This window comes from Vibrio sp. 10N.222.51.C5, from assembly GCF_041474575.1.
GTDB classification, from domain to species: domain Bacteria; phylum Pseudomonadota; class Gammaproteobacteria; order Enterobacterales; family Vibrionaceae; genus Vibrio; species Vibrio crassostreae_C.
This window is the reverse complement of record NZ_JBFRUJ010000017.1, coordinates 44447-66991: the sequence shown is the minus strand read 5'-3', so window position 1 is coordinate 66991 and position 22545 is coordinate 44447. Positions and strand designations below refer to the sequence as shown.

General features: G+C 44.4%; 22 protein-coding genes. 9 read left to right on the top strand and 13 right to left on the bottom strand.

Features of this window, described 5'->3' with window-relative positions:
* Positions 1-93: 93 nt before the first annotated feature.
* Positions 94-1104 (bottom strand): putative 2-aminoethylphosphonate ABC transporter substrate-binding protein, encoded by a 1011-nt coding sequence (locus tag AB4558_RS06575; protein WP_102397933.1) that lies wholly within the window; start codon positions 1102-1104, stop codon positions 94-96.
* Between the two features lie 368 nt (positions 1105-1472).
* Between AB4558_RS06575 and phnW the strand changes: the two genes are divergently transcribed.
* The 4 genes from phnW to AB4558_RS06555 all read left to right on the top strand — a co-directional run bounded on the left by phnW (position 1473) and on the right by AB4558_RS06555 (position 6437).
* The gene (gene phnW / locus AB4558_RS06570) at positions 1473-2576 is read left to right on the top strand and encodes a 2-aminoethylphosphonate--pyruvate transaminase (protein WP_372073582.1); all 1104 of its coding nucleotides are present in this window, start codon (positions 1473-1475) and stop codon (positions 2574-2576) included.
* A complete protein-coding gene (locus AB4558_RS06565) occupies positions 2576-4015 on the top strand; it encodes an aspartate aminotransferase family protein (RefSeq protein ID WP_372073581.1) in 1440 nt (479 codons plus the stop codon). The genes phnW and AB4558_RS06565 overlap by 1 nt, the downstream gene beginning before the upstream one ends.
* Before the next feature lie 92 nt (positions 4016-4107).
* A complete protein-coding gene (gene phnX, locus AB4558_RS06560; protein ID WP_136973801.1) occupies positions 4108-4926 on the top strand; it encodes a phosphonoacetaldehyde hydrolase in 819 nt (272 codons plus the stop codon).
* A 440-nt stretch (positions 4927-5366) separates the two neighbouring features.
* On the top strand, positions 5367-6437 hold the full coding sequence (locus AB4558_RS06555; protein WP_372073579.1) for an OmpA family protein: 1071 nt from the start codon (positions 5367-5369) through the stop codon (positions 6435-6437).
* Positions 6438-6596: 159 nt separating this feature from the next.
* On the opposite strand, the gene AB4558_RS06550 is transcribed toward AB4558_RS06555, so the two are convergent.
* Positions 6597-6995: an OsmC family protein gene (locus AB4558_RS06550; RefSeq protein ID WP_017061739.1), complete on the bottom strand. Its 399-nt coding sequence runs from the start codon at positions 6993-6995 to the stop codon at positions 6597-6599.
* 200 nt (positions 6996-7195) lie between these two features.
* Between AB4558_RS06550 and msrB the strand changes: the two genes are divergently transcribed.
* Entirely contained in the window at positions 7196-8338 is a 1143-nt protein-coding gene (gene msrB, locus AB4558_RS06545) for a peptide-methionine (R)-S-oxide reductase MsrB (protein ID WP_017061740.1), read from the top strand.
* A gap of 98 nt (positions 8339-8436) precedes the next feature.
* Here msrB and AB4558_RS06540 read toward each other — a convergent pair whose 3' ends face one another.
* Both AB4558_RS06540 and AB4558_RS06535 read right to left on the bottom strand, forming a co-directional pair.
* Positions 8437-9804: a TrkH family potassium uptake protein gene (locus AB4558_RS06540; RefSeq protein WP_017065604.1), complete on the bottom strand. Its 1368-nt coding sequence runs from the start codon at positions 9802-9804 to the stop codon at positions 8437-8439.
* Positions 9805-9823: 19 nt separating this feature from the next.
* Positions 9824-10480: a TrkA family potassium uptake protein gene (locus AB4558_RS06535; protein WP_372073575.1), complete on the bottom strand. Its 657-nt coding sequence runs from the start codon at positions 10478-10480 to the stop codon at positions 9824-9826.
* Positions 10481-10666: 186 nt separating this feature from the next.
* Between AB4558_RS06535 and AB4558_RS06530 the strand changes: the two genes are divergently transcribed.
* The 3 genes from AB4558_RS06530 (at position 10667) to AB4558_RS06520 (ending at position 14898) form a co-directional block, all read left to right on the top strand.
* On the top strand, positions 10667-11836 hold the full coding sequence (locus AB4558_RS06530) for a mechanosensitive ion channel family protein (protein WP_102393591.1): 1170 nt from the start codon (positions 10667-10669) through the stop codon (positions 11834-11836).
* An 86-nt stretch (positions 11837-11922) separates the two neighbouring features.
* Positions 11923-13458: a mannose-1-phosphate guanylyltransferase/mannose-6-phosphate isomerase gene (locus AB4558_RS06525; protein WP_372073571.1), complete on the top strand. Its 1536-nt coding sequence runs from the start codon at positions 11923-11925 to the stop codon at positions 13456-13458.
* Positions 13459-13473: 15 nt separating this feature from the next.
* Positions 13474-14898 carry a phosphomannomutase CpsG gene (locus tag AB4558_RS06520; protein WP_372073569.1) on the top strand — a complete coding sequence of 475 codons (1425 nt, stop codon included), beginning with the start codon at positions 13474-13476 and terminating at the stop codon, positions 14896-14898.
* 110 nt (positions 14899-15008) lie between these two features.
* Here AB4558_RS06520 and aroG read toward each other — a convergent pair whose 3' ends face one another.
* The 8 genes from aroG to AB4558_RS06480 all read right to left on the bottom strand — a co-directional run bounded on the left by aroG (position 15009) and on the right by AB4558_RS06480 (position 21490).
* Positions 15009-16061 carry a 3-deoxy-7-phosphoheptulonate synthase AroG gene (aroG, locus tag AB4558_RS06515; RefSeq protein ID WP_017061746.1) on the bottom strand — a complete coding sequence of 351 codons (1053 nt, stop codon included), beginning with the start codon at positions 16059-16061 and terminating at the stop codon, positions 15009-15011.
* Positions 16062-16374: 313 nt separating this feature from the next.
* On the bottom strand, positions 16375-16590 hold the full coding sequence (locus tag AB4558_RS06510; protein ID WP_004730103.1) for a DUF3820 family protein: 216 nt from the start codon (positions 16588-16590) through the stop codon (positions 16375-16377).
* Positions 16591-16603: 13 nt separating this feature from the next.
* Positions 16604-17275, bottom strand: a complete 672-nt coding sequence (locus tag AB4558_RS06505) for a DUF3313 domain-containing protein (RefSeq protein ID WP_102332021.1) — start codon at positions 17273-17275, stop codon at positions 16604-16606.
* Positions 17276-17375: 100 nt separating this feature from the next.
* A complete protein-coding gene (locus AB4558_RS06500; protein ID WP_017068634.1) occupies positions 17376-17729 on the bottom strand; it encodes a hypothetical protein in 354 nt (117 codons plus the stop codon).
* 132 nt (positions 17730-17861) lie between these two features.
* Positions 17862-18836 (bottom strand): heme o synthase, encoded by a 975-nt coding sequence (gene cyoE, locus AB4558_RS06495; protein ID WP_372073567.1) that lies wholly within the window; start codon positions 18834-18836, stop codon positions 17862-17864.
* Positions 18826-19881: a heme A synthase gene (locus AB4558_RS06490; RefSeq protein WP_372073565.1), complete on the bottom strand. Its 1056-nt coding sequence runs from the start codon at positions 19879-19881 to the stop codon at positions 18826-18828. Before AB4558_RS06490 ends, cyoE begins: the two co-directional genes overlap by 11 nt.
* A gap of 60 nt (positions 19882-19941) precedes the next feature.
* Positions 19942-20550 carry a hypothetical protein gene (locus AB4558_RS06485; protein WP_017061753.1) on the bottom strand — a complete coding sequence of 203 codons (609 nt, stop codon included), beginning with the start codon at positions 20548-20550 and terminating at the stop codon, positions 19942-19944.
* The gene (locus tag AB4558_RS06480; RefSeq protein ID WP_372073563.1) at positions 20543-21490 is read right to left on the bottom strand and encodes an SURF1 family protein; all 948 of its coding nucleotides are present in this window, start codon (positions 21488-21490) and stop codon (positions 20543-20545) included. Before AB4558_RS06480 ends, AB4558_RS06485 begins: the two co-directional genes overlap by 8 nt.
* On the opposite strand from AB4558_RS06480, the gene AB4558_RS06475 reads away from it, so the two are divergent.
* Positions 21378-21608, top strand: a complete 231-nt coding sequence (locus AB4558_RS06475; protein ID WP_371725192.1) for a DUF2909 family protein — start codon at positions 21378-21380, stop codon at positions 21606-21608. The two genes, AB4558_RS06480 and AB4558_RS06475, sit on opposite strands and share 113 nt — an antisense overlap.
* A 19-nt stretch (positions 21609-21627) precedes the next feature.
* Here the strand turns inward: AB4558_RS06475 and AB4558_RS06470 are convergent, their stop codons facing one another.
* A complete protein-coding gene (locus tag AB4558_RS06470; protein WP_009845661.1) occupies positions 21628-22512 on the bottom strand; it encodes a cytochrome c oxidase subunit 3 in 885 nt (294 codons plus the stop codon).
* Between the last annotated feature and the right edge of the window lie 33 nt (positions 22513-22545).

The following is a 22545-nucleotide window of genomic DNA, read 5'->3' as shown; positions in this document are numbered from 1 at the left end:
GCGTAAAACTAAAAAAGGAAGACCGAAGCCTTCCTTTACTGATTTCTAACTTCTAATGAACTAAATAGTTAAGTAACTGACTAGGTCGTCAGATTAAGATTTTGGCTCTGATTTAGCGTCAAACTTGTCAGACCATGTTTTAAGAACGTCGGCACGTTCGCTGCCCATGCGAGCGAAGTCCATTTTTGCCATGTTCTTTTCTACATTAGGGAAGTTCTCTGCTTTGCCTGTCACATCTTGGTGACCAACAACTGGGTACATTTCGATGTAAAGCTCATTTGCCGCTTTAGAAATAGACCAATCGATAACACGTTGTGCTGCATCAGAAGGCTTAACAAGGCCTACCGCTTCAGATTCCCAGCCGATGCCTTCAGGTGTAATCACTGAAAGTGGAGCGCCTTGAGTTTTCAGCTTAGCGCCACGGCTCGCCATAGAAATACCGATAGCGACTTCACCCATGCCCGCTTGAACACATGGCTTAGAACCTGAGTGCGTGTAGTGAGCAATATTTTGGTCTAGCTTCTGCATGTAGTTCCAACCTTGGTCTTCACCCATGTTTTGTAACCAAGCCGAAACCTGCATGTAGCCCGTACCAGAAGATGCTGGGTTTGGCATAGCAATGTGGCCTTTATAGATAGGCTTCGTTAGGTCATCCCAAGACTTAGGTGCCGGTAGGTTCAATTGCTTAGCCACTACTTCGTTAAAGCAAACTGCATTGAAGAATGCGTCATTGCCATACCAAGCTTGAGTAGACTGTGGGTCGTTAAGGCTAGCGCGTAACGCTTCTACACCTTGAGGCGTATAAGGTTTCAGAATGCCTTCTTCTTTAAGTAGTGCCATTGAAGAACCAGCAAGTCCCCAAACTACCTCAGCGCGAGGGTTGTTTTTCTCGGCCAATAATTTTGCCGTCATGATTCCTGTTGAATCACGAACCCATTTGATGTTGATGTCTGGGTTTTCGCTTTCAAAAGCATTTTTGTACTTCGCTAAGATGTCAGTTTCAAAAGCGGTATAAACCGTCACTTCCTGTGCCGCATAAGCGTTACCAGCTAATAGTGTGACTAATGCTGCAAGTGATCCTTTCATAAAACGGTTTTTCATCATTTTCTCCAGTCAGGCCCAACTCTAGAGTGAGAAGTTGCCAAAATTAAAAATTGCCAAAGTTAAAGTTGTTAAAGCTAGAAGCCCTATCGAGAGGCACCTATATTCAAAAATTCATTCCAGTTGTTGGCACACACCCCCTCACACTGGTATGTACCAGATTTCGATTATTAAGCTAACTGGCTTATGTGACGATTAAATGAACGAAAAATGGCAATTTAAAGATCGAAAACTTTCTCAAGACAAGTGACCATTTTTAATATGAAGCTTTTGTTAAAATGATGTTTGGGCTATTTACGACCGTTTAAATTGGTTGTTAAAGTAACTCTAAATATTGGTATAGTCCAAAATTAAAATCACGAGAGTTGAACATGAGAAACGAATACTTACTGCTGACACCGGGCCCTTTATCTACTTCTGAAACCGTTCGCCAAGCGATGTTAAAAGATTGGTGTACTTGGGATGATGAATACAACAAAGACGTTGTTGAAGTGATTCGTAGCAAGCTAGTGACTTTAGCGACTAAGCAAGCGGGATATACAAGCGTATTAATGCAAGGTAGCGGCACCGCTTCGGTAGAAGCAACAATCGGTAGCGTTATCTCTAACAACGGTAAGCTTCTTGTTGTTGATAACGGTGCGTACGGCGCTCGTATTGCTCAAATCGCAGAATACTTAAACATTCCATGCCATGTCGTTTCCCCAGGTGAAACATCACAGCCTGACTTGAACGAAATGGAAACGGCATTGGCCATGGATTCAGACATTACTCACGTTGCGATTGTGCATTGTGAAACCACGACAGGCATGCTGAATCCAATTGAAGACATTGCCAAATTGGCAAAACAGCACAACAAAACCGTCATTCTCGATGCAATGTCGAGCTTTGGTGGCATCCCTATGGATATCGCTGACTTAGGTGTCGATTACATGATCAGCTCAGCAAACAAGTGTATTCAAGGTGTACCGGGGTTCGGCTTTGTTATTGCGAAGCAATCGGAACTGGAAAAATGCAAAGGCCAGGCTCGTTCATTAAGCCTTGACCTGTTTGACCAATGGTACTGCATGGAAAGCAACCATGGTAAATGGCGCTTCACCTCTCCAACTCATACAGTGCGAGCTTTCTACCAAGCTCTACTTGAATTGGAGCAAGAAGGTGGCATCGAAGCTCGTCATAATCGCTACCAAACCAACCAAACTACCTTGGTTGCAGGTATGCGCTCTCTTGGCTTTGAGCCACTGCTTAATGATGATCTTCATTCACCGATTATCACCTCTTTCTATTCTCCAACTCATAGCGATTACCAATTCAAGGAATTCTATGACCGTTTGAAAGAACAAGGTTTTGTGATTTACTCGGGCAAGGTTTCAAACGCCGACTGCTTCCGAATCGGTAACATCGGTGAAGTGTATCCGTCAGACATTGAAGCTCTAATTGGCGCAATTAAGAATGCTATGTACTGGGACATCAAATAATGACGATGGCCAATCAAGATTCTGTTCTAAAGGCGACACACTTTCGAAGCGAAGGCGATGTGAACACCACGCCAGCGCGTGAGAAATGGAACGAGTCGCTAAACGATGATGCGACTCAAGTAATGTTAAAGCGTGATGCTGACGTGTTTCTTCATCAAGCCATGTCAACGCCTTGCCTAGACACACTTGAAGCAGCCGAAGGCATCTACATTCAAGATGCGACGGGCAAGAAGTACATGGACTTTCACGGCAATAATGTTCACCAGCTAGGTTATGGTCACCCACACATCATCAATAAAGTGACTCAGCAAATGGCTTCATTGCCGTTTTCACCACGTCGCTTTACCAATGAAACAGCCGTTCAATGCGCTGAAAAGCTGACACAGATCTGCGGTGGTGAGTTGAACCGCGTGTTGTTTGCACCGGGTGGTACTTCGGTTATCGGCATGGCACTCAAACTGGCTCGACATGTCACCAACAACTTCAAGGTCGTTTCACTGTGGGACTCATTCCATGGCGCGTCACTGGACGCAATTTCAGTGGGTGGTGAAGCTTGTTTCCGCGAAGGCATGGGCCCGTTAATGGCTGGCGTAGAACGCATTCCACCAGCGGTTTCCTATCGTGGTGCTTTCCCTCTTAATGACTCTTTATCGCTTCGCGGGCAAAACTCAGGCTGTGAGAGTGAGACTGCATGTGATGTGCATTATGCGGATTACCTAGAGTACGTGATTGAAAAAGAAGGCGGTATTGGAGCCTTCATTGCAGAAGCGGTTCGTAACACCGACGTTCAAGTGCCAAGTAAGGCTTATTGGAAGCGCATTCGTGAGATCTGTGACAAACACAACGTCATGTTAATCATCGACGACATCCCAAATGGCATGGGTCGTAGCGGTGAATGGTTCACACACCAAGCGTTTGATATCGAACCTGACATTCTATGTATCGGTAAAGGCTTTGGCGGCGGCTTGGTTCCAATCGCAGCCATGATCACTAAAGACAAATACAACACGGCAGCGCAAGTATCTCTTGGTCACTACACCCACGAAAAAAACCCAATCGGTTGCGCGGCAGCACTCGCCACCATGGAAGTAATTGAACAAGAAAACCTACTTGAAAAAGTACAAGCGGACAGCGTATTCGTGCGTGAACAGCTGCTTCAAATGAAAGAGAAGTACCCAGTCATTGGTGACGTTCGCGGCATCGGCCTGCTCTGGGGGGTGGAATTGGTCACAGATCATATCACCAAAACCCGAGCTTTTGATGAAGCAGAAGCAGTACTTTACCAGTGTCTAAACGATGGCCTGAGTTTCAAGGTGTCACAAGGTAATGTGATTCAGTTGAGCCCACCATTGATCATCATCCGCAGCGAACTACAAGTCGCTCTGTCTGTATTCGAAAAAGCGATAGCCAAAGTCTGCAAAGATTTTGAATACCTTTAATTCTCGAAATCAACATTTAAACCAATAACCTTAAACAACCATTTGTTTCCCAGAACTTTGAACTGGGAGTGACACAAAAATAGGACACTATTATGAACACGACATCACCTATCCAAGCGGTTATCTTTGACTGGGCCGGCACTATCGTTGATTTTGGGTCGTTTGCTCCAACTAGCATCTTCGTTGAAGCATTCAAACAAGGTTTCGACTTTGACATCGACTTAGCTGAAGCTCGTGAACCTATGGGTATCGGTAAATGGGATCACATCCAAGCGGTGGGTCGAATCCCTGCTGTTGATGCTCGTTGGAATGCCCAGTTCGGACGTTCGATGACCAGTGAAGACGTTGATGCGATCTACGCGGCATTCATGCCTCTTCAAAAAGCGAAAGTAGCCGACCACGCAGCGCCAATTTTAAACGCGATTGAAGTAGTAAATAACCTTAAAGAGAAGAACGTAAAAATTGGTTCTTGTTCAGGTTACCCACGAGAAGTGATGGACGTACTGATTCCAGCAGCCGCAGATTATGGTTATCTTCCTGACAACGTAGTAGCGACTGATGACTTACCGCAAGGCGGTCGCCCAGCTCCATTCATGGCACTTAAAAACGTCATTGACCTAGGCGTGACGAGCGTTGCAGCGTGTGTGAAAGTGGATGACGCAGCACCCGGCATTGATGAAGGTCACAACGCAGGCATGTGGACGGTAGGCCTTGTTCTATCAGGTAACGAAGCAGGCTTAACGTATCAAGAATACTTAGACGCAGACGAAGCAACTCTGGCAACGGCGCGTGAAAAAGCAAGCGTGAAGCTGAACAAATCAAACCCTCATTACCTGATCGATACCATTGCAGACTTACCTAGCGTAATTGCAGATATCGAGAAGCGTTTATTGGCGGGTGAGCGTCCGTAAACAAAGTCGAGCTATTACGTGATGTAAAACGTGAAAATACCGCTATAGCTTTAATTCAAATCCCTATCCAATCATGTACTCAACCGAGTTAGACATGGTGGGTGGGGATTTTTGTTTTATAAGCATGATAAAGCGCAAGTTTTTTACTTATTACCCGTAGCGCCACTGGTAAATAGACGAGGCTAGGCTAGGCTATAGCTTAAACATAAACATTCCAACAAATGATAAAATCAACAATAAAGGCATCTTAAATATATAATATTTAACAATTTCATTGACTCCAATACGCAATCAGATTAACAATATAAGTACTGAGAAAGAAACAGGTTCACCTGAACCAACACCTTGATTTACTTATTATAAGCAGTGTCGTAACCCAATAAGTGATCGTTTTACTGGTAAGTTCAGATAAAAATAAGAGTTAATCCAAGGATAAGATTATGAAAAAACTGTCGAAAATCATGTGTGCTGTTGTTGCCGCTTCAGGCCTAGCAGCAGCGCCTTCTATCGCTGCTACAACTTATGTTGGTGCTAAAGTGGGCGTGGGCTGGCTAGACAGCGCATGCGTAAGCGGTGAAAAATGTGATGATGATGCAATCGGTGCTGGCATCTACTCTGGCTACAATTTTAATGACAAGTTTGGTATTGAGCTAAGCTCTGATTTCCTTGGTGATTACAAGACAAGCTTTTCAAAGAACGGCACAACCGCTGCGTTCAGCGATCCACTGATCGCAATCTCACTAACGCCAATGTACCGCCTTCCAGTACAGCAAGAGTTTGACGTATTCTTCAAAGCAGGTCCTGCTTACATCTCGCACGGTGGTGAAGATGACGTTGTACTTTCTGCTGGTATCGGTGTAGAGAAGCAACTTTCTTCTGATTGGGCACTACGCGTTGAGTACCAATACTTTGATGACTTCGACGACAACTACGTTCAAGACCTAAACTCAAACCTACTGTCTGTTGGTGTTAGCTACAACTTCGGTACTGGTAACACAACTGCATCAGCGGCGGCAGCAGCAGCTTCTGCGGCAGCAGTGACACAAGCACCATCTGAGCCAATCACAGAGCCTGCAGTTGTTGTTGAAGAGAAGACAACCGTGGTTGTTACTAAAGCGCAAACTGAGAGCTTCTCTCAAGGTATGTTTGAGACAAACAGTACTGAACTGTCTACAGATGGTAAAATTGCATTAATGCCATTAGTTGAAGTACTTAAAGCTCACCCTCAATCATCAGTTGATGTTGTTGGTCACACAGACTCAACAGGCGCAGCTGAATACAACATGATGATCTCTAAGAAGCGTGCAGCAGCTGTAGCCGCATACATCGAAGAGCAAGGCATTGAAGCAGACCGTATTACAGCGTCAGGTGAAGGCGAAGAGAATCCAATTGCATCAAACGATACAGCTGAAGGTCGTGCTCAAAACCGTCGTGTTGACGCAACGATCCCTGGTTTCGAATACCAAGAAGAAGTACAAGTTGAAGAAGTTATCGTAGAAGCTGCTGAATAATAGCACTCTACCTTAGTTAAAATAATAAGGGCGGAGCACTTTAAAGTGCTCCGCCCTTTTCTTTGTCTGGCTATGCCTAAAAACCGTAAGCGATAAGCCGTAAGCCGTAAGCCGTAAGCCGTAAAGATTAGCCTACCGCCAAGCTGTACAATCAGAAGACTAGACGATTTCCCAGCTGTGAGTCATTTCTACGCCAGCACCTAACATTAGACATACAGAACAGTACTTTTCTAATGAATCCGCACACACCTTAGCGACCTGCTCAGGATCAAGGTTGTCACCAGACACTTCAAAGTGAATGTTAATCACAGTAAAGATTTTTGGTGCTGTTTCACGACGTGTCGTTTCAAGTTTTGCGTTACAGCCTGTGATGTTCTGGCCTGCAGATTTCAAACCATCGACGACATCAACAGAGCTACAACCACCAGCGGCCATAAGGACCATTTCCATTGGGCTTGGCGCGGTTGCACCACCACTGCCATCCATTACTACAGAGTGGCCAGATTGAGATTGACCTAGGAATTTAAAGCCTTCGACCCATTTAACTTCTGCTTGCATGTTGTTCCTTAGATGTACGATAACCGCCATCGCTGTCTATTATTGGATATCAATACTGACACCCTACTACTGGCGGCATTTATGAGCAAGATTTTCTCGGCGACATATTTTTTTGTGAATGATGCAATTTTTTCCATCTAAAACCTGTCTCTATTCGTACATTCAAAATCGAATGAGAAGAACGTCAAGATGAGGTATCTATGAATAAATTATCTAAAATATTGGTATCACTCGTGGTTGCGCTACCACTGATTTCGCTGTTTGTAAGCCAGACTGGCACTGCCAATACAATGGATAAAACAGCTAATTCAGGTAATAGTGAAATCGCGACACTGGCTGGTGGTTGTTTTTGGTGTACAGAATCCGACCTAGAAAAGCTGACAGGCGTCACCGACGTTATCTCTGGGTATTCTGGCGGTGAACTAGAAAACCCAACCTACAAACAAGTATCCTCAGGCAAGTCGGGTCACATCGAAGTGATAAACGTGACTTACAACCCTGATGTTGTTAGCTATGAACAGGTTCTTGACCAATTCTTCAGACACATCGATCCAACCGATGACAAAGGCTCTTTTGTAGACCGAGGCCGTCATTATCGACCGGCTATTTTCTATCATAACCAAGCACAAAAAGATGTTGCTCAGAACTTCATGATGGAGATCGACAAAGCTAATATCTTTGGTGCACCACTAAAAACAGAACTGATAAAATTTGAGAAGTTCTGGCCAGCAGAAGATTACCACCAAGATTATTACAAGAAGAGTAAGGTTCGTTATAACTACTATCGTTACGCTTCAGGTCGTGATCAGTATTTAGATAAAATCTTCGGTGATGATAGAAAGGACAACCCTAAAACACTACGTCAGATCATCGACAGTAAGAATGCGACAGCGAATGCTAAAACATACGTAAAACCGTCTGATGCAGAGATCAAAGCGAAGCTTACAGCACTTCAATACGATGTAACGCAAGAAGACGCTACTGAGCGCCCATTTGACAACAAATACTGGGATAACAAGCAAGAAGGTATTTACGTTGATATCGTTACCGGTGAGCCTTTGTTCTCATCAAAAGACAAATACAAATCAGGTACGGGTTGGCCGAGCTTCACCCAACCAATCAGCGAAGCTTATGTCGTTACAACTACTGACTACAAGCTGCTTTACCCAAGAACAGAGGTTCGCAGTAAGTTTGGCGATTCCCACCTAGGGCATGTATTCAAAGATGGTCCAAAACCAACAGGGTTACGTTACTGCATGAACTCAGCCGCAATGCGCTTTATCCCTGCGGATAAATTAGCAGAAGAAGGCTATGAGGAATACGTTGAGATGTTTGAGGGATAGGCATTCAGCAATTAACGATCAGCCTATGACAACAAAGCCAGCATATCGCTGGCTTTGTTTTTATTTACAGAGCTTTATTTATCAGCCCATGGACCTAATTAACCCGTTAACACCGTGTCTTCAGGGTATTTCAACAAGGAAGGTTCTGGGCGAGCTAGCATATAAGCCAAGGTCAGGGGGCCGATACGTCCAATCACCATAACCACAATCATGATGTATTTACCTGGCTCAGTCAGGTTTGCGGTTAAGCCAGCTGTTAAACCAACCGTTGCAAAGGCAGAAATCACCTCAAACATGACTCGATCAAACGCTGCCTTTTCAGTAAGCATTAACAAAAACATCGCGGTGGTTAATAACGCCCCACTTACCACAATAATGGCCAATGACTTTGTTACCGCTTGCCAAGTCACAGTGCGCTTAAACATCACCACGTGCTTTTTCTGACGGAGGAAGGTCCACGTTGCGACAAAGGCTACTGCAAAGGTCGAAACCTTAATACCACCACCTGTTGAGGTAGAACCTGCACCAATCAACATCAGTACAATCATTACCAGCAACGCAGGCTGTGTGTACTGAGACAAATCCACACTATTAAAGCCAGCAGTACGAGCACTTGCCGACTGAAAAAATGCGGCTAGCCACTGTCCTTGAGTCGATAACCCTTCCATGGTTGCTGAGTTATTTCTTTCTAGCAGCCAGAACAATACCGTACCTACCAACAATAGAGTCGGAGTGGCGGTTAGCATAATCTTGGTGTGTAAATGAAGATGTCGAAAACCTTTACGCCAGTTACTCGATAGGTCGCCGACGACTGTGAAGCCTAGCCCACCGAAAATAAACAAGCCAGCTAAGGTGAAGATCACCAGCGGATCATCAACAAAACTCATCATACTGTCTGAAAACAGTGCAAAACCTGCGTTATTGAATGCAGATATCGCATGAAACAGTGCATAAAAACTGCCCGTTGACCATCCCATCTCAGGTACCCAGCGGAAGCAGAGCAATACAAAACCGATAAATTCAGCCACTAATGCAAAGATGATGATCTTCTTAACCAATTTACGAAGGTTAATCTTACGATCTTGGCCAAGCGCTTCTTTCGCTAGTGCTTGTTGTTTAAGGCTTAACCTAACACCGAACATGTAAAGCAGTACCGCAGATAGAGTCATCTGCCCTAACCCGCCGACTTGCATCAAGAACATCAGTAAGATTTTACCCGCCAAGGTGAAATGCTCACCGGTATCGACAACACCTAATCCTGTCACACTGATCGCCGAGGTTGCTGTAAACAGTGCATCCGTAAAACTTAGGCCTGTCACAGAAAATACAGGCATCGTCAACAATATTGCAGAGGGGATAAGTACGCCTAAGAAGCTCGTAAGGATAATCTTAGGTTCAGAGCCTTTACGTGGCTTTTTATCACTCTTAAGCGTGTAGAAAGTACCTTTTCGTTTTAACGAATTCATACTGTTACCTTATTGCCAATTACCAATTGCGTAGCTTTCTAGATAAGGTCTCTTTCGGCCCAGCGATGATCACCACATCCCCAATTTCTAAACTCATATCCAGTTCTGGAGCTTTAGTGAGGTTCGGCCCTCGCTTGAAGCCAAGTACCTCAACACCATTTTCTTTACACAGCTTAAGATCGCCAAGTTTCTTACCCAACAGTTTAGAACCAATAACAATCTCCGTCATCGCTAAGCCACTGCCAAGGTCGATAAATTCGAGAACGCGTCTGTCCAGCATCTTACGAGCAACACGAATACCCATATCGCGCTCGGGCATGATGATATGGTCAGCACCAATCTTAGAGAGGATCTTGCCGTGGAACTTATCGTTCGCCTTTACCCAAACAGCTTTTGCGCCTGACTCTTTTACCACCAGAGTAGTCAGAATACTGGAATTAACATCAGAGCCAATCGACACCATCACCATGTCGTAATCGTCGAGTCTTAACTCTTTAACTGTCTCCTCGCTTGTGCAGTTCGCAACAATCGCTTGTGAAACAAAAGCCGCCGCTTCTTTCACTCGCTCTTCATCAATATCGACGGCCAGTACCTGTGCCCCTGAACTTTGTAGCTCTTTGCAAACAGACAGACCAAATCGCCCTAAACCGATAACTGCATATTGTTTGTCGCTCATTTGAAATCCTGTTTAGAAATTTTAATTACACGGGATAGCCAAACCTACATTAGTTTCTATCTCAAAAAAAGTTAGTTCTGCAAGAATAAGGTTATACTATTGTCATAATCGCTTGATTTATAAAGGTAGAGAACAACTCGAGTTTCTGCTAATTTCCAATTCATAATTTCTGCGGCAGCACACACAATGAATGAATTCATAACCCAAGTACAAACCTACATCAACCAGAGCCATAGTGATTGGGCAAACAGCGTCCTATTCATCACTATTGCGAGTTTTCTCGCTTGGGTAGCTTGGCGAATTATCCATAATCGCTTAGAAATTCTGGTTCAGAAAACCCCATTCCACTGGGACGATCTACTGCTAGAAGCACTAAAAACCCCTGTCAGCACATTACTTTGGTGTTGGCCTGCTACAGTCTCTATCGGGCTAATACTTCAAGACCAGTTTGGCAATGAAATCAATTGGTTAAAAACGCTTAAACACATATTGATTATCTGTACATTCGTTTGGTTTACCTTACGAATGATCACTAACACTGAAGCCTATGTCTTAGAGCAAAAAACCAGAGACGAAACCACTGTACAAGCGATAGCGAAAGTCGCTCGCTTGTTCTTTATGGTGATGGGCGGCCTAACCATTATGCAGGCATTTGGGCTCAGTCTTTCCGGCTTACTCACCTTTGGTGGTGTTGGTGGCTTGATCGTCGGTTTAGCGGCTAAGGACTTACTGTCGAATTTCTTCGGTGGCATGATGATTTACTTCGACCGCCCTTTTAAAGTCGGTGATTGGATACGTTCTCCCGATCGTCAAATCGAAGGCACTGTCGAACGCATTGGTTGGCGCATGACGATCATCCGCACTTTTGATAAGCGTCCTTTGTACGTGCCAAATTCGGTGTTCAGTAGTATTGTGGTAGAGAATCCATCGAGAATGTTGAATCGTAGAATCAATGAAACCTTTGGTCTTCGTTATCAAGATGCAGACAAATTGGCGCTCATTGTTGATGATGTAAGAACCATGCTCGAGACCCACCCAGATATTGATGCCAAACAGACGTTGATCGTTAACTTTGACAAATTTGGGCCATCAACGCTCAACTTCTTTATCTATACCTTCACAAAAACAGTCAACTGGATCAGGTACCACAAAGTGAAGCAAGACGTTCTGTTACAGGTTCTGGCGATTATTCATAAACACAATGCAGACATCGCGTTCCCAACACAGACACTCAAGATTGACCCTCAAGACTTTTCTAATGTTCAAGATCATAACAGCGTTCAAAGCCTAGGTGATAATCAGAATATTAGCGATCCCAAAGACATGTTGAACTCCCCTAAGGAAGGTCATCGATAGTCATATCCTTCTTGGTTATCGATAAGTAATAAGCGTGAAGCGTGGTAATATGATGGCAGTATTCTAATGCACCTAATTACCACGCTATGATTTTACCTGTCATTCTAGCCGGCGGCTCCGGAAGTCGTCTCTGGCCACTGTCTCGCGAGCTTTACCCTAAGCAATTTCTCAATATTGCCGGCGACCAGTCAATGCTTCAGCACACACTTCAACGCCTGCAAGGCCTTGAAGAGCACTTGATGGATAGTAAATGCGATGCCCCATTCATTATCTGTAATGAAGAGCATCGCTTTATTGCCGCTGAACAAGCTCGATCAGCTAACATTCAACATAGTGGTATTCTGCTAGAGCCAGTCGGTAGAAATACAGCCCCAGCCATTGCGCTTGCCGCCCTAAAGGCTTTAAGTAAACCACCGCTTAATGAACAAAGCGCATCCGACCCTATCTTGTTAGTGCTGGCTGCTGATCATCACATCGCGAAAACCTCTGAATTCCAACAAGCGATTAGTCGTGGTGTTGATTATGCAAAACAAGGCAAGCTGGTGACATTCGGTATAACACCTAGCTCCCCAGAGACTGGCTATGGCTATATCAAGCAGGGAGAGCCTCTTTCCTCCAGTGCTCAAACTGATACTAATGGAACAGAGCAGCCAATCAATCACGCCTTCGCCATAGAATGCTTTGTAGAAAAGCCAGACACAGCAACAGCAGAAGAGTACATCCGCTCAGAACAATACTTATGGAACAGTGGCATGTTCATGTTTAAGGCATCACGCTATGTTGAAGAACTCGCCGAACACCACCCTGAGATAGTAGCGGCTTGTAAACTCGCTCTTGCAACGCAAAATACCGACCTCGACTTTATCCGTATAGACGCTGAAGCATTCAAAAGCAGTCCAAGTGATTCAATCGATTACGCCGTGATGGAAAAGACCTCGCACGCCGCGGTGATCCCGATGGATGTCGGTTGGAACGATATTGGCTCATGGTCCGCGATCTGGGATGTAAGCGAAAAAGATCAGCACAATAACGTCATTGAAGGTGATGTGTTAACCGTCGACTCTCAACACAACTACATCCATGCTGAAAATAAGCTGGTTGCGACGGTAGGTGTCGACAACCTGATTATTGTCGAAACCAAAGACGCTATATTGGTTGCAAATAAAGACAAGGTTCAGGGTGTTAAATCGATTGTCAGTCAACTAAATCAAGCGGGTCGCACAGAACATGTGCATCATCGTGAGGTGTTTAGACCTTGGGGTAAATACGATGTTATCGACCTAGGCAAGCGAGACAAAGTTAAGCGTATCACCGTAAAAGCGGGTCATCAGCTTTCACTTCAGATGCATCATCATAGAGCGGAACATTGGGTAGTAGTAGCTGGCACTGCGAAAGTGACCAACGATGAGAAAACCTATCTCGTCGAAGAAGATCAATCGACTTACATCCCTTTAGGTCACATCCACTGCCTAGAGAACCCAGGGGATCTCCCACTCGAGATGATTGAAGTACAAACAGGCAGTCATTTAAGTGAAGGCGACATCATTCGATATCAAGACAGTTATGGGCGAGACGTGCGCAAGCAACAAGTCCACTCATCAAAGCACAACCAAACGAAATAAAGCAGCGACAAATCGATGAAACCAACATTAGACCTAAACTGCTTTAAGAACAACGATATCCGCGGCGTCATTGGTAAACAAATCAATGAGCCACTCGCCTACCTGCTCGGTAAGGCATTTGGCGAATACGTCCTATCCGCTAAGCCTGAAACCTCACTCGATGGTTTGGCGCAGGTAGTGATTGGTCGTGATAACCGCAAAACCTCCCTGTCATTACAAGAAGCCATGACCAAAGGCTTAATCGAGTCAGGGATTACCGTCATTGATCTAGGTATGACTGGCACTGAAGAGGTCTACTTTGCGACTCGTTACCTAAAAGCGATTGGCGGAATACAAATCACAGCCAGCCACAACCCAATCAATTACAACGGCATGAAAATGGTCGGTGTAGACGCTAGCCCTATCAGTAAAAACAGTGGTTTAGATGAAATCAAACGACGCATTGAAGAACTTAATCAAGAGCTGAACTGCAATTTACCGTTCGTTCATGCACAACCAAGTAACTCTAGTAGATCGAACAGTATTCTTGCTCCGTACGTCGAGCACCTACTCTCGTACATAACCCCATCAAAGCTGTCACCGATGAAGATTGTGGTTAATGCTGGGAACGGTGTTGCAGGACATATCATTGATGCTTTAGATAATAAATTTAACGAACTCGGTGTCCCTATCACCTTCATCAAAGTTCATCATAACCCTGATGGAAACTTCCCAAATGGTATTCCAAACCCTTTGATTAGAGAGAACCAAGCAGCCACTCGAGATACCGTTTTAGAGCATTCTGCCAACCTTGGAATTGCTTGGGATGGAGACTTCGACCGATGCTTTTTCTTTGATGAGCAAGGCGATTACATCGAGGGTTATTACATTGTAGGGTTGCTTGCTGAAGCATTCTTGGTCAAACAGCCTAACACGACTGTATTGCACGATATGCGCATGACCTGGAACACAATTGAAATCGCAAAAACGCATGGTGGAAAAGCGATTGGAATTAAAGCAGGACACGCACTGATCAAAGAGAAGATGCGTGAAACGAATGCCGTCTATGGGGGCGAAATGAGCGCACACCATTATTTTCGTGATTTTGGATATTGCGATTCAGGCATGATTCCTTGGCTATTGGTTATCGAGCTGATGTCGAAAACTCAACAATCTCTTCACCAATTAACGAGTACTAGTATAGATAGATTCCCCTCTTCCGGGGAGATCAATCGAAGAGTCTCAGACCCAGAGCAGGTCATGGCTTGCGTGTTATCGCACTACCAAGATAATGCCGTTGAGATCGATCACACAGACGGAATCAGCATGAATATGGGCTCATGGCGCTTCAACTTAAGAAAGTCCAATACCGAGCCATTAATACGCCTTAACGTTGAAACCAAACAAGATAAAGCTTTACTGTCACTTAAAGTCGACGAGTTACTGTCTTTTCTCATTTAAGAATACAGACACTTCCAGTTTTCAACTAAGATCCACAAAAAAGCCCTTATTAGCTGTTGCTAACTAAGGGCTTTGAATTTTCAGTAGCTTAATCGCTGACTGTAATTAGTCTATTTGTTACGACGAGCTTCAACAGCGTCTGCCAGCTGGCGAAGTACTGTTTCAGTGTCTTCCCAACCAATACACGCATCAGTAACAGATTGGCCGTACGTTGCAGCTTTGCCCTCAACCAGGTCTTGGCGACCTTCAACAAGATGAGATTCAATCATCACACCAAAGATAGCTTTGTCGCCACCAGAAATTTGTGCGCTTACGTCATCAGATACGTTCATTTGACGCTTAAACTGCTTAGAGCTGTTTGCGTGGCTGAAATCGATCATCACTTTTTGTGGAAGACCAGAAGCTGCTAGCTCTTCTTTAATCTTACCAACGTGTTCTGCGCTGTAATTTGGCTCTTTGCCACCACGTAGGATGATATGACAATCAGGGTTACCTGCTGTTTCAACGATAGCTGAGTGACCGTACTTAGTTACTGATAAGAAGTGGTGAGAAGCGCTAGCAGAGCGAATAGCATCTGTTGCAATCTTGATGTTGCCATCAGTACCATTCTTAAATCCAACTGGGCAAGATAGGCCAGAAGCCAGTTCGCGGTGAACTTGAGATTCTGTAGTACGTGCGCCGATTGCACCCCAGCTGATTAGGTCAGCAACGTATTGAGGCGTGATCATGTCTAGGAATTCGCTTGCCGTTGGCATGCCCATGTCAGTTAGGTCCAGCAGTAGCTTACGTCCTAGACGAAGGCCATCATTTAGCTTGAACGTATCGTTCATGTACGGGTCATTTATTAGGCCTTTCCAACCAACAGTTGTACGTGGTTTTTCAAAGTAAACACGCATTACGATTTCAAGGTTATCACCAAGTTCGTCGCGCAACACTTTCAAACGTTTACCGTACTCAAGAGCAGCTTCTGTGTCATGAATAGAACATGGGCCGACAATAACAAGCAAGCGATCATCGCTCTCTTCTAAAATATTGTGGATCGCTTTGCGGCTTTCAAAGGTTGTAGAAGAAGCAACTTCTGTCGCTGGAAACTTTTCTAAAACAGCAACAGGGGGTAATAACTCTTTTACTTTGTTAATTCTTACATCATCAGTCTGGAACATTGCTTACTTCTTCCTTTTTTCTATCCTTGAGCTGAATGTACGTTGTCTCACGTCACTTTCTATCAGCACTAATCTTCTTGTTCCCTGTAACTTAACTAGTAAAAACTCTAGTTTCAATCACTAATTAAAAATAAACGCAATTTTTTTTGTGTTTTATATTTAAAACACCCTGTATACCATTATTTACACGCTATCGATTGCGTATTTTATAGCAAGGTAAGAAGAGCCATTCTTCAAGCTACATCATGCATGTAAAATTGTGTCGAACTCAAAAACAAAAAAGCTCACGTGATCAGCGTGAGCTTTTATTTAATTACATTCTTTTCAATGGCTTGACGACACTATCAAGCCCTTCAATTTTCAGAGCAAGGCACAGTTTCAATAAATCGCCGAGTTCACCAGACGGGAATCCCTTTTTATCAAACCACAGCAAATATTCTTCAGGTAAGTCAATCAGTGTACGACCCGCGTACTTTCCAAATGGCATCTGCATTCGAGCCAACTTAATCAGGTTCTCTTTCTCTAGCATTATTCGGTCTTTACTATGCGTCATCTATGTTGTGTAGAGTATCACCTAAACGTTCAACCCAATAGTTGATCGCGTCTTTGGCATCATCCAGCGAATCAATCATGGTTGAAAAATCTTTGTTACCCGCTTCACGGTCGATGGCAGCAAACAGTGGTGTGCCCTCTTGAGCATCACTGACCAATAACTCTACACTCGCACTCCCAACATTGGTGTGCTCACCAGTCGTGACCTTAGATATGGTTGACATCGCAAGGCCAAACGGCAGGACGCTGCTCGTTACAGCTAAGATCGGATTGGGCGTTTCAACGTTACTCAGAGCGATACTCAAGCGGAGCGTTTTTCCTGTCGGTTCATCGACAATCGTTTTATGAGGCGATATTTTATCTTCCAAGCGCGCAACCATGTGCTCAGTGAGTTCCTGAATCTCTTCCTGATCCAACGAACCTTCTTCTGCTAAAACAAAAATTTGGTCGATCACTACAGAATCGTAGTCATCTAACTTGGATTTCAAACGCTGCGCGTCACGTAGCCCAACCCTTGCCCAAACCAAGTCGACGCCTCCGTCAGGCCCAGCCTGAAAATCTTCGTAGCTGGTAAATTTAGTAGCGGTTCTAATTGGGCCGCCTGCACAACCAAGCAAGAAAATGCTGGTTGCAACAAGCAAAAGGACTTTTAAAGGGTTCATAACGCACTTAGTCAAAATTAAGGAATCTAATTAAGTATGACATACCCTATGTGAAAAGGTTGTAGAAAAAGGGGGTTAAAAATCAGAGCTAACTCTAAAATTAATCATGTTGAACAGTGTGTGCGTACTCTACAATTACCTGATTTCCTTCAATATAAGCATTTTGGATCTCACCATCAACACTCATTCTACTTTTCAGGTAGACCACTTTAGGCCCCGATTCATTGACCTCTTTTAGCGAGGGGAATACATTCCTTGGTTCCAAATGAAGTAAACGACAAAAGTGACTAATGAAAGACATGGTTAATGGAGTCTCCCCTCTTAGCACTCTTGAGAAATCAAGCTGGTTCATGCCTAGCTTTTTTGAAAACTCCATCTGCGTAATTCGCATTCTCGATTTTTGTGACATCCACGTTTGATACAACGCGTCTCTGTCTAGTTCTGTGAATTCCATACCGACTCCTTTATATAATTCATACCAATCAATTTTCCAGTTTTTCATACATGGCTTGTCAGGGTTCGGTTAGTGGAAACCAAAGGTTTGGTTTTGATATGGGGATAACCTTGTTTAATCTGTACAGAGCTATCAGAGCAAATAATGATCCGCCAACAAAGCAACAAACAAGATCATGAGATGATAGATGGAGAACTTAAAGGTCTTCATCGCCATATTGGGCTCATCACGATATTTAAGTAGCCAAGCGTGATAAACAAACCCGCCGTTGAGCACCAATGAAGCGCTCAGATATATCCAGCTGCTCATGCCAACCAATACAGGCAATATACACACGATGCTAAGCAAAAAGGTATACAGAAGAATAGACGTCTTGGTGTATTCGATTCCGTGAGTCACAGGCAACATGGGGATGTTCACTTTGGCATACTCATCACGACGATGAATTGCCAACGCCCAGAAATGAGGAGGCGTCCAAATAAAGATGATCATCACCAACAACCAAGCATTTGAATGCAGCTCGTTGGTGACTGCCGTCCAGCCCAATAACGGTGGCATTGCGCCAGCTATCCCTGCAATTACGATGTTCTGTGGCGTCGCTCGCTTCAAGTACATGGTATAGATGACCGCATAGCCCAATAAACTTGCAAAGGTTAGCCAAGCCGTGAGTTGATTGACCCACACCACTAACGTAGCGAACCCAAATAAGCCGATACCTGCTGCAAAGCTAAACACACGCACACTACTCAGCTCACCGGATGGTAAAGGGCGTCGATTTGTTCGAGTCATCTGGCCGTCGATCTTTTTATCGATCAAATGGTTAAACGCAGCCGCTGAACCTGCCATTAACCCTATCCCAATCATTCCGAACACAGTTTGTTGCAAAGGTAATCCATTCGGCACGGCCAAGCACATCCCAACCAATGCCGTCAGCAACATCAAAGCCACCACTTTAGGCTTGGTCAGCGTTAAATAAACTTTCCAAGTGGCTTTGTTTCTTGCAGCAATTTCGCTACTTAAAGCTATGTCATTGTTGGCTGCTATCTTATGAGTTAAGGCTGCGTCTTGAGCCACCACTTCATACTGTGTTGACGTTCTACTGACCATGATTACCTCCTTGTAATACACTGTTTTTCACCAAGCTCTGACTTGGTTTGCGTTGCCACACGACAAAATTGGTTACAACCATGCTGATGAGCAACATCGCTGCGACTAGGTTATGCAAAACCGCGACTGAAATTGGCAGATGAAACCATACATTACTGATCCCAAGACTGATTTGAGTAAACAAGACTATTGCGACAATCACGCTCAGCTTTTGGTGAGGCGCTTGGCCAAACTTCCATAACTGGTACACGATCATCAGCACCGTTAACGTAGCCACAATAGCCCCGAACCTGTGCATGACATGGATGGTGAGCCTTGCGGGATATCCCAACACACCAAACTCATAGTTATCGTGTCCATGTTGAGCAAAATCGAACGCATTTTTGAAGTCGAGGTAGCTCATCCAGTTACCTTCACAAATAGGCAATTGGGTACACACCAAAGCGGCATAGTTTGACGATGTCCAGCCACCAAGCAGTATCTGCCCAACCACAATGAGTAACCCAAACAACGCCCAAAATTTAAGTGTTGGAGAATAAGAAGCCTCGCCAAAACGGCTTTGGAATTGAGACAAACGGCAGTAGAGCAGACACAACAGTGACAGCAACGTGAACCCCCCCATCAAATGCGCCATAACCACAACGGGCATCAACTTAAGAGTCACCGTCCACATTCCAAGCAAAGCCTGAAAAATCACAGTGGCAGAGATAAGTAATGGAAGACCAACTGGTGTGATGTTCTTTTTAATACACCAAGCTACAACGACAAAGATAAGCAACCCTAATGTTCCTGCAAAGTAGCGATGGATCATCTCTATCCACGCTTTGTCTGCTTCAAGAGCTCGCTCTGGAAATTGCAGATTGGCTTGACTCACCGCTTGGGCATCAGACGGAACGGTGATCTTACCGTAACAACCCGGCCAGTCAGGACAGCCAAGGCCAGCATCAGACAGGCGTGTATAAGCTCCGAGAACAATCACGGTAAGGGTTAACAAGATAGTTAATCTCATCACAAGCATCAGTAAATCAGGGGCTTTATTCTGCATCACTTATCTCCCTATACTTATTCCCTTTCGCTGCTTAAGCTCAAGCATTTGCGCCATCAACTACCCAACTCGTGACAGCTTAAGTAGCTTTCTTAAATCATGAATCATACCTTTGGATTGCCCGACTAACTGCGACGGTTCCGACACGCTTTTGTACTCCATAACCAACTGTCCTAGCGGGTCAATAATGACAATGGAAGCCGGCGAAAACTCGGTGCTTAACTGATCACCACCAGCTAACAAAGATAAATCAGGCTTGTTGAGCGAACCCGACAACGAGTTACCTTCTGAGACGAAAACAACGGCGGTCACTCGCTCTTTGTTTTTCCCTAACGCTAAGTAGCTTTGATTCAAATAATGAAGCTGTTGTTCACACAAGCTTTCGCACTCCATCGGTGCGATATACCCCACAACCCAACCCTCTCCTGCCATGGGTACCGTTACGCCAAAATCCGCTAGTGTAATTCTTGGTTCTACCAATTCGCCTGAGTTAGTGACACCTGACGTATACCAATTCTGATCCAACACAGTTTTGGCGATAATGGCTGGCAAAGCGAAAATTAAAACGAGTCCGATTAATACCAAGCGTCCTTTAGTACGACGGCTTCTGAGCTCAGCCATGTTTGCCTCGGTAATTTCCCTGTTCACTTGTGCTTGAGATTTATCCATCCTTATTCCTCGTGATAGGTGTTGCTTTTAGGTACTGATAGCCAATCAACAACATCAAAAACAAAAGTACCGCAGCCATAACAAACCATTGAAATGAGTAACCAAAATGCTTCTCAGACCTCATCGCCGTTGGACGCCATAACATTTCATAGGGCCATGAATCTAAACTCTGAGGTTGGAAGACAAAGGGCAGCACTTCTTTTCCTGTATACTGTGATAACGCTGCTATGTTTAGGTTTTGGATTCTATTCGGTGTCGTATTTTCTAAACCCAACTCATGACTTAAAGGATTAATTGAGCGTGTATACAAGCGCCCTGACATTTTGGTTGGTACAGTGATACTTCCTAATTGCGGTAGTTCTCTTCTGTCATTACTTGCCGGAACAAACCCAAGATCGATCAACAACTGTTTTTCAGCCACTAAGGACTGGTTTCCATCTTCAAAGCGAACCTCACCCAACATGTAAATCACATACCCTACCGTTCCTTGGCTTATCTGGTTGTCTAACAAGAGCATCAAGCCGCTCGTATTGACTAATTCAACATCAGCCTTTAACCCGTTTAGGGTTTGAGGATTTAATGACTCTTGACCAGATAAATCCAGCTCTCGCAACTCAGAAATAACGACACCTAAAGGTTGTGACGAGAGATGTGCTCTCTCAGCTAATTGCTGTTCATAACGTAATTTCTCGTTACCACGATCGAGTTGCCACAAACCTAACTTGATTAAAGCGCCGACTGAAACCACAGTTAAAACAACCGCTATCCAAAAACCTTTACTGCGGAACTTGTGTTCATCATCAATCAATCGGTTTGGAGTTATCACTATGGCGTCATCTACCTTTGTTCTGTTATTTAAAGTCGTCTTGGTCGCTTTGCTGTTTTTTATCGCTTTCAATTTGATGAAAGGCCTAATCCAAATCACCTCGGGCAAACACAATGGAAAAAGGCTCAGTCACTTCTTGGGGCGTCGTGTCATGTGGTCAGCCGTTGTCGTGCTACTTTTATTACTTGCTTTGGGATCAGGAGTGATAACTCCTAACCCTCGCCCCTATTAATCCCCGATAGGCTAAGCAGTTAAAGCACATAGACAAATACAAACAGGCCTAACCAAACCACATCAACAAAGTGCCAATACCAACTGCCCGCTTGGAACGCAAAGTGGTCTTTCGGAGTGAAGTGGTCTTTCGCAACCCTTGCCAGCAACACAATCAAAAAGATCGTCCCTAAACAGACATGTAAGCCATGAAACCCAGTAAGCAAAAAGAAGGTATTACCGTAGATGCCAGACTGAAGTGTCAGCCCCATCTCTTGATAAGCGTGAAGATACTCTTCAACTTGGAAGAACAGGAAGAAGCCAGCCAGAACAATGGTTATCTCCAACCACACGATCAAAGCCATACGCTTATTTTGTTCAAGACTGATATGTGCCATGTGCAGCGTCACAGAGGAAAGCAGCAGAATAATGGTGTTCTTAAGCGGGATACCTTGCCAAGGCATGGCTTGTGTCGTTACGCCATCAGGGGTCGTCGTTAGTGGCCAAATTGATTGGAACATCGGCCACAATACTTCATGGGTCATTTCATTATTGCCCGCACCACCAATCCAAGGCACAGAAATCATTCGAGCATAGAAAAGCGCGCCAAAGAAAGCGCCAAAGAACATGATTTCGGAAAAGATGAACCAACTCATTCCTTGTCTAAAAGAACGAGAAATCTGCTCAGAATAGAGACCACTCAATGATTCTGTGATCACATTGCTAAACCAACCTGCGAGCATGTAAAGCAGCACAGCAAACCCGACTAACAACACCGCTTTGCCAAACACACCACCTGCGGCGTCGGTACCCATGTTTTGCACCGTCAAGCCAGCGCCAACCGCGACCAAAAACAGTGCTACAGCACCCACCAATGGCCAGTGACTTTGATGTGGAACGAAATACACTTCCTTTTTAGAACTCATCGCTCAACTCCTTATGTTGATACTGGTTCTGTA

What these genes read in the sequence shown, in the direction of transcription:
- AB4558_RS06525 (WP_372073571.1), top strand. Translation starts at nt 11,923, where the DNA reads ATGATTTTACCTGTCATTCTAGCCGGCGGCTCCGGAAGTCGTCTCTGG.
- AB4558_RS06510 (WP_004730103.1), bottom strand. Translation starts at nt 16,590, where the DNA reads ATGCTAGAGAAAGAGAACCTGATTAAGTTGGCTCGAATGCAGATGCCA.
- msrB (WP_017061740.1), top strand. Translation starts at nt 7,196, where the DNA reads ATGAATAAATTATCTAAAATATTGGTATCACTCGTGGTTGCGCTACCA.
- cyoE (WP_372073567.1), bottom strand. Translation starts at nt 18,836, where the DNA reads ATGGTCAGTAGAACGTCAACACAGTATGAAGTGGTGGCTCAAGACGCA.
- AB4558_RS06475 (WP_371725192.1), top strand. Translation starts at nt 21,378, where the DNA reads ATGGCGTCATCTACCTTTGTTCTGTTATTTAAAGTCGTCTTGGTCGCT.
- AB4558_RS06500 (WP_017068634.1), bottom strand. Translation starts at nt 17,729, where the DNA reads ATGGAATTCACAGAACTAGACAGAGACGCGTTGTATCAAACGTGGATG.
- AB4558_RS06530 (WP_102393591.1), top strand. Translation starts at nt 10,667, where the DNA reads ATGAATGAATTCATAACCCAAGTACAAACCTACATCAACCAGAGCCAT.
- AB4558_RS06565 (WP_372073581.1), top strand. Translation starts at nt 2,576, where the DNA reads ATGACGATGGCCAATCAAGATTCTGTTCTAAAGGCGACACACTTTCGA.
- AB4558_RS06575 (WP_102397933.1), bottom strand. Translation starts at nt 1,104, where the DNA reads ATGATGAAAAACCGTTTTATGAAAGGATCACTTGCAGCATTAGTCACA.
- AB4558_RS06470 (WP_009845661.1), bottom strand. Translation starts at nt 22,512, where the DNA reads ATGAGTTCTAAAAAGGAAGTGTATTTCGTTCCACATCAAAGTCACTGG.
- AB4558_RS06485 (WP_017061753.1), bottom strand. Translation starts at nt 20,550, where the DNA reads ATGGATAAATCTCAAGCACAAGTGAACAGGGAAATTACCGAGGCAAAC.
- AB4558_RS06535 (WP_372073575.1), bottom strand. Translation starts at nt 10,480, where the DNA reads ATGAGCGACAAACAATATGCAGTTATCGGTTTAGGGCGATTTGGTCTG.
- aroG (WP_017061746.1), bottom strand. Translation starts at nt 16,061, where the DNA reads ATGTTCCAGACTGATGATGTAAGAATTAACAAAGTAAAAGAGTTATTA.
- AB4558_RS06540 (WP_017065604.1), bottom strand. Translation starts at nt 9,804, where the DNA reads ATGAATTCGTTAAAACGAAAAGGTACTTTCTACACGCTTAAGAGTGAT.
- phnX (WP_136973801.1), top strand. Translation starts at nt 4,108, where the DNA reads ATGAACACGACATCACCTATCCAAGCGGTTATCTTTGACTGGGCCGGC.
- AB4558_RS06550 (WP_017061739.1), bottom strand. Translation starts at nt 6,995, where the DNA reads ATGCAAGCAGAAGTTAAATGGGTCGAAGGCTTTAAATTCCTAGGTCAA.
- AB4558_RS06490 (WP_372073565.1), bottom strand. Translation starts at nt 19,881, where the DNA reads ATGCAGAATAAAGCCCCTGATTTACTGATGCTTGTGATGAGATTAACT.
- AB4558_RS06520 (WP_372073569.1), top strand. Translation starts at nt 13,474, where the DNA reads ATGAAACCAACATTAGACCTAAACTGCTTTAAGAACAACGATATCCGC.
- phnW (WP_372073582.1), top strand. Translation starts at nt 1,473, where the DNA reads ATGAGAAACGAATACTTACTGCTGACACCGGGCCCTTTATCTACTTCT.
- AB4558_RS06555 (WP_372073579.1), top strand. Translation starts at nt 5,367, where the DNA reads ATGAAAAAACTGTCGAAAATCATGTGTGCTGTTGTTGCCGCTTCAGGC.
- AB4558_RS06505 (WP_102332021.1), bottom strand. Translation starts at nt 17,275, where the DNA reads ATGAACCCTTTAAAAGTCCTTTTGCTTGTTGCAACCAGCATTTTCTTG.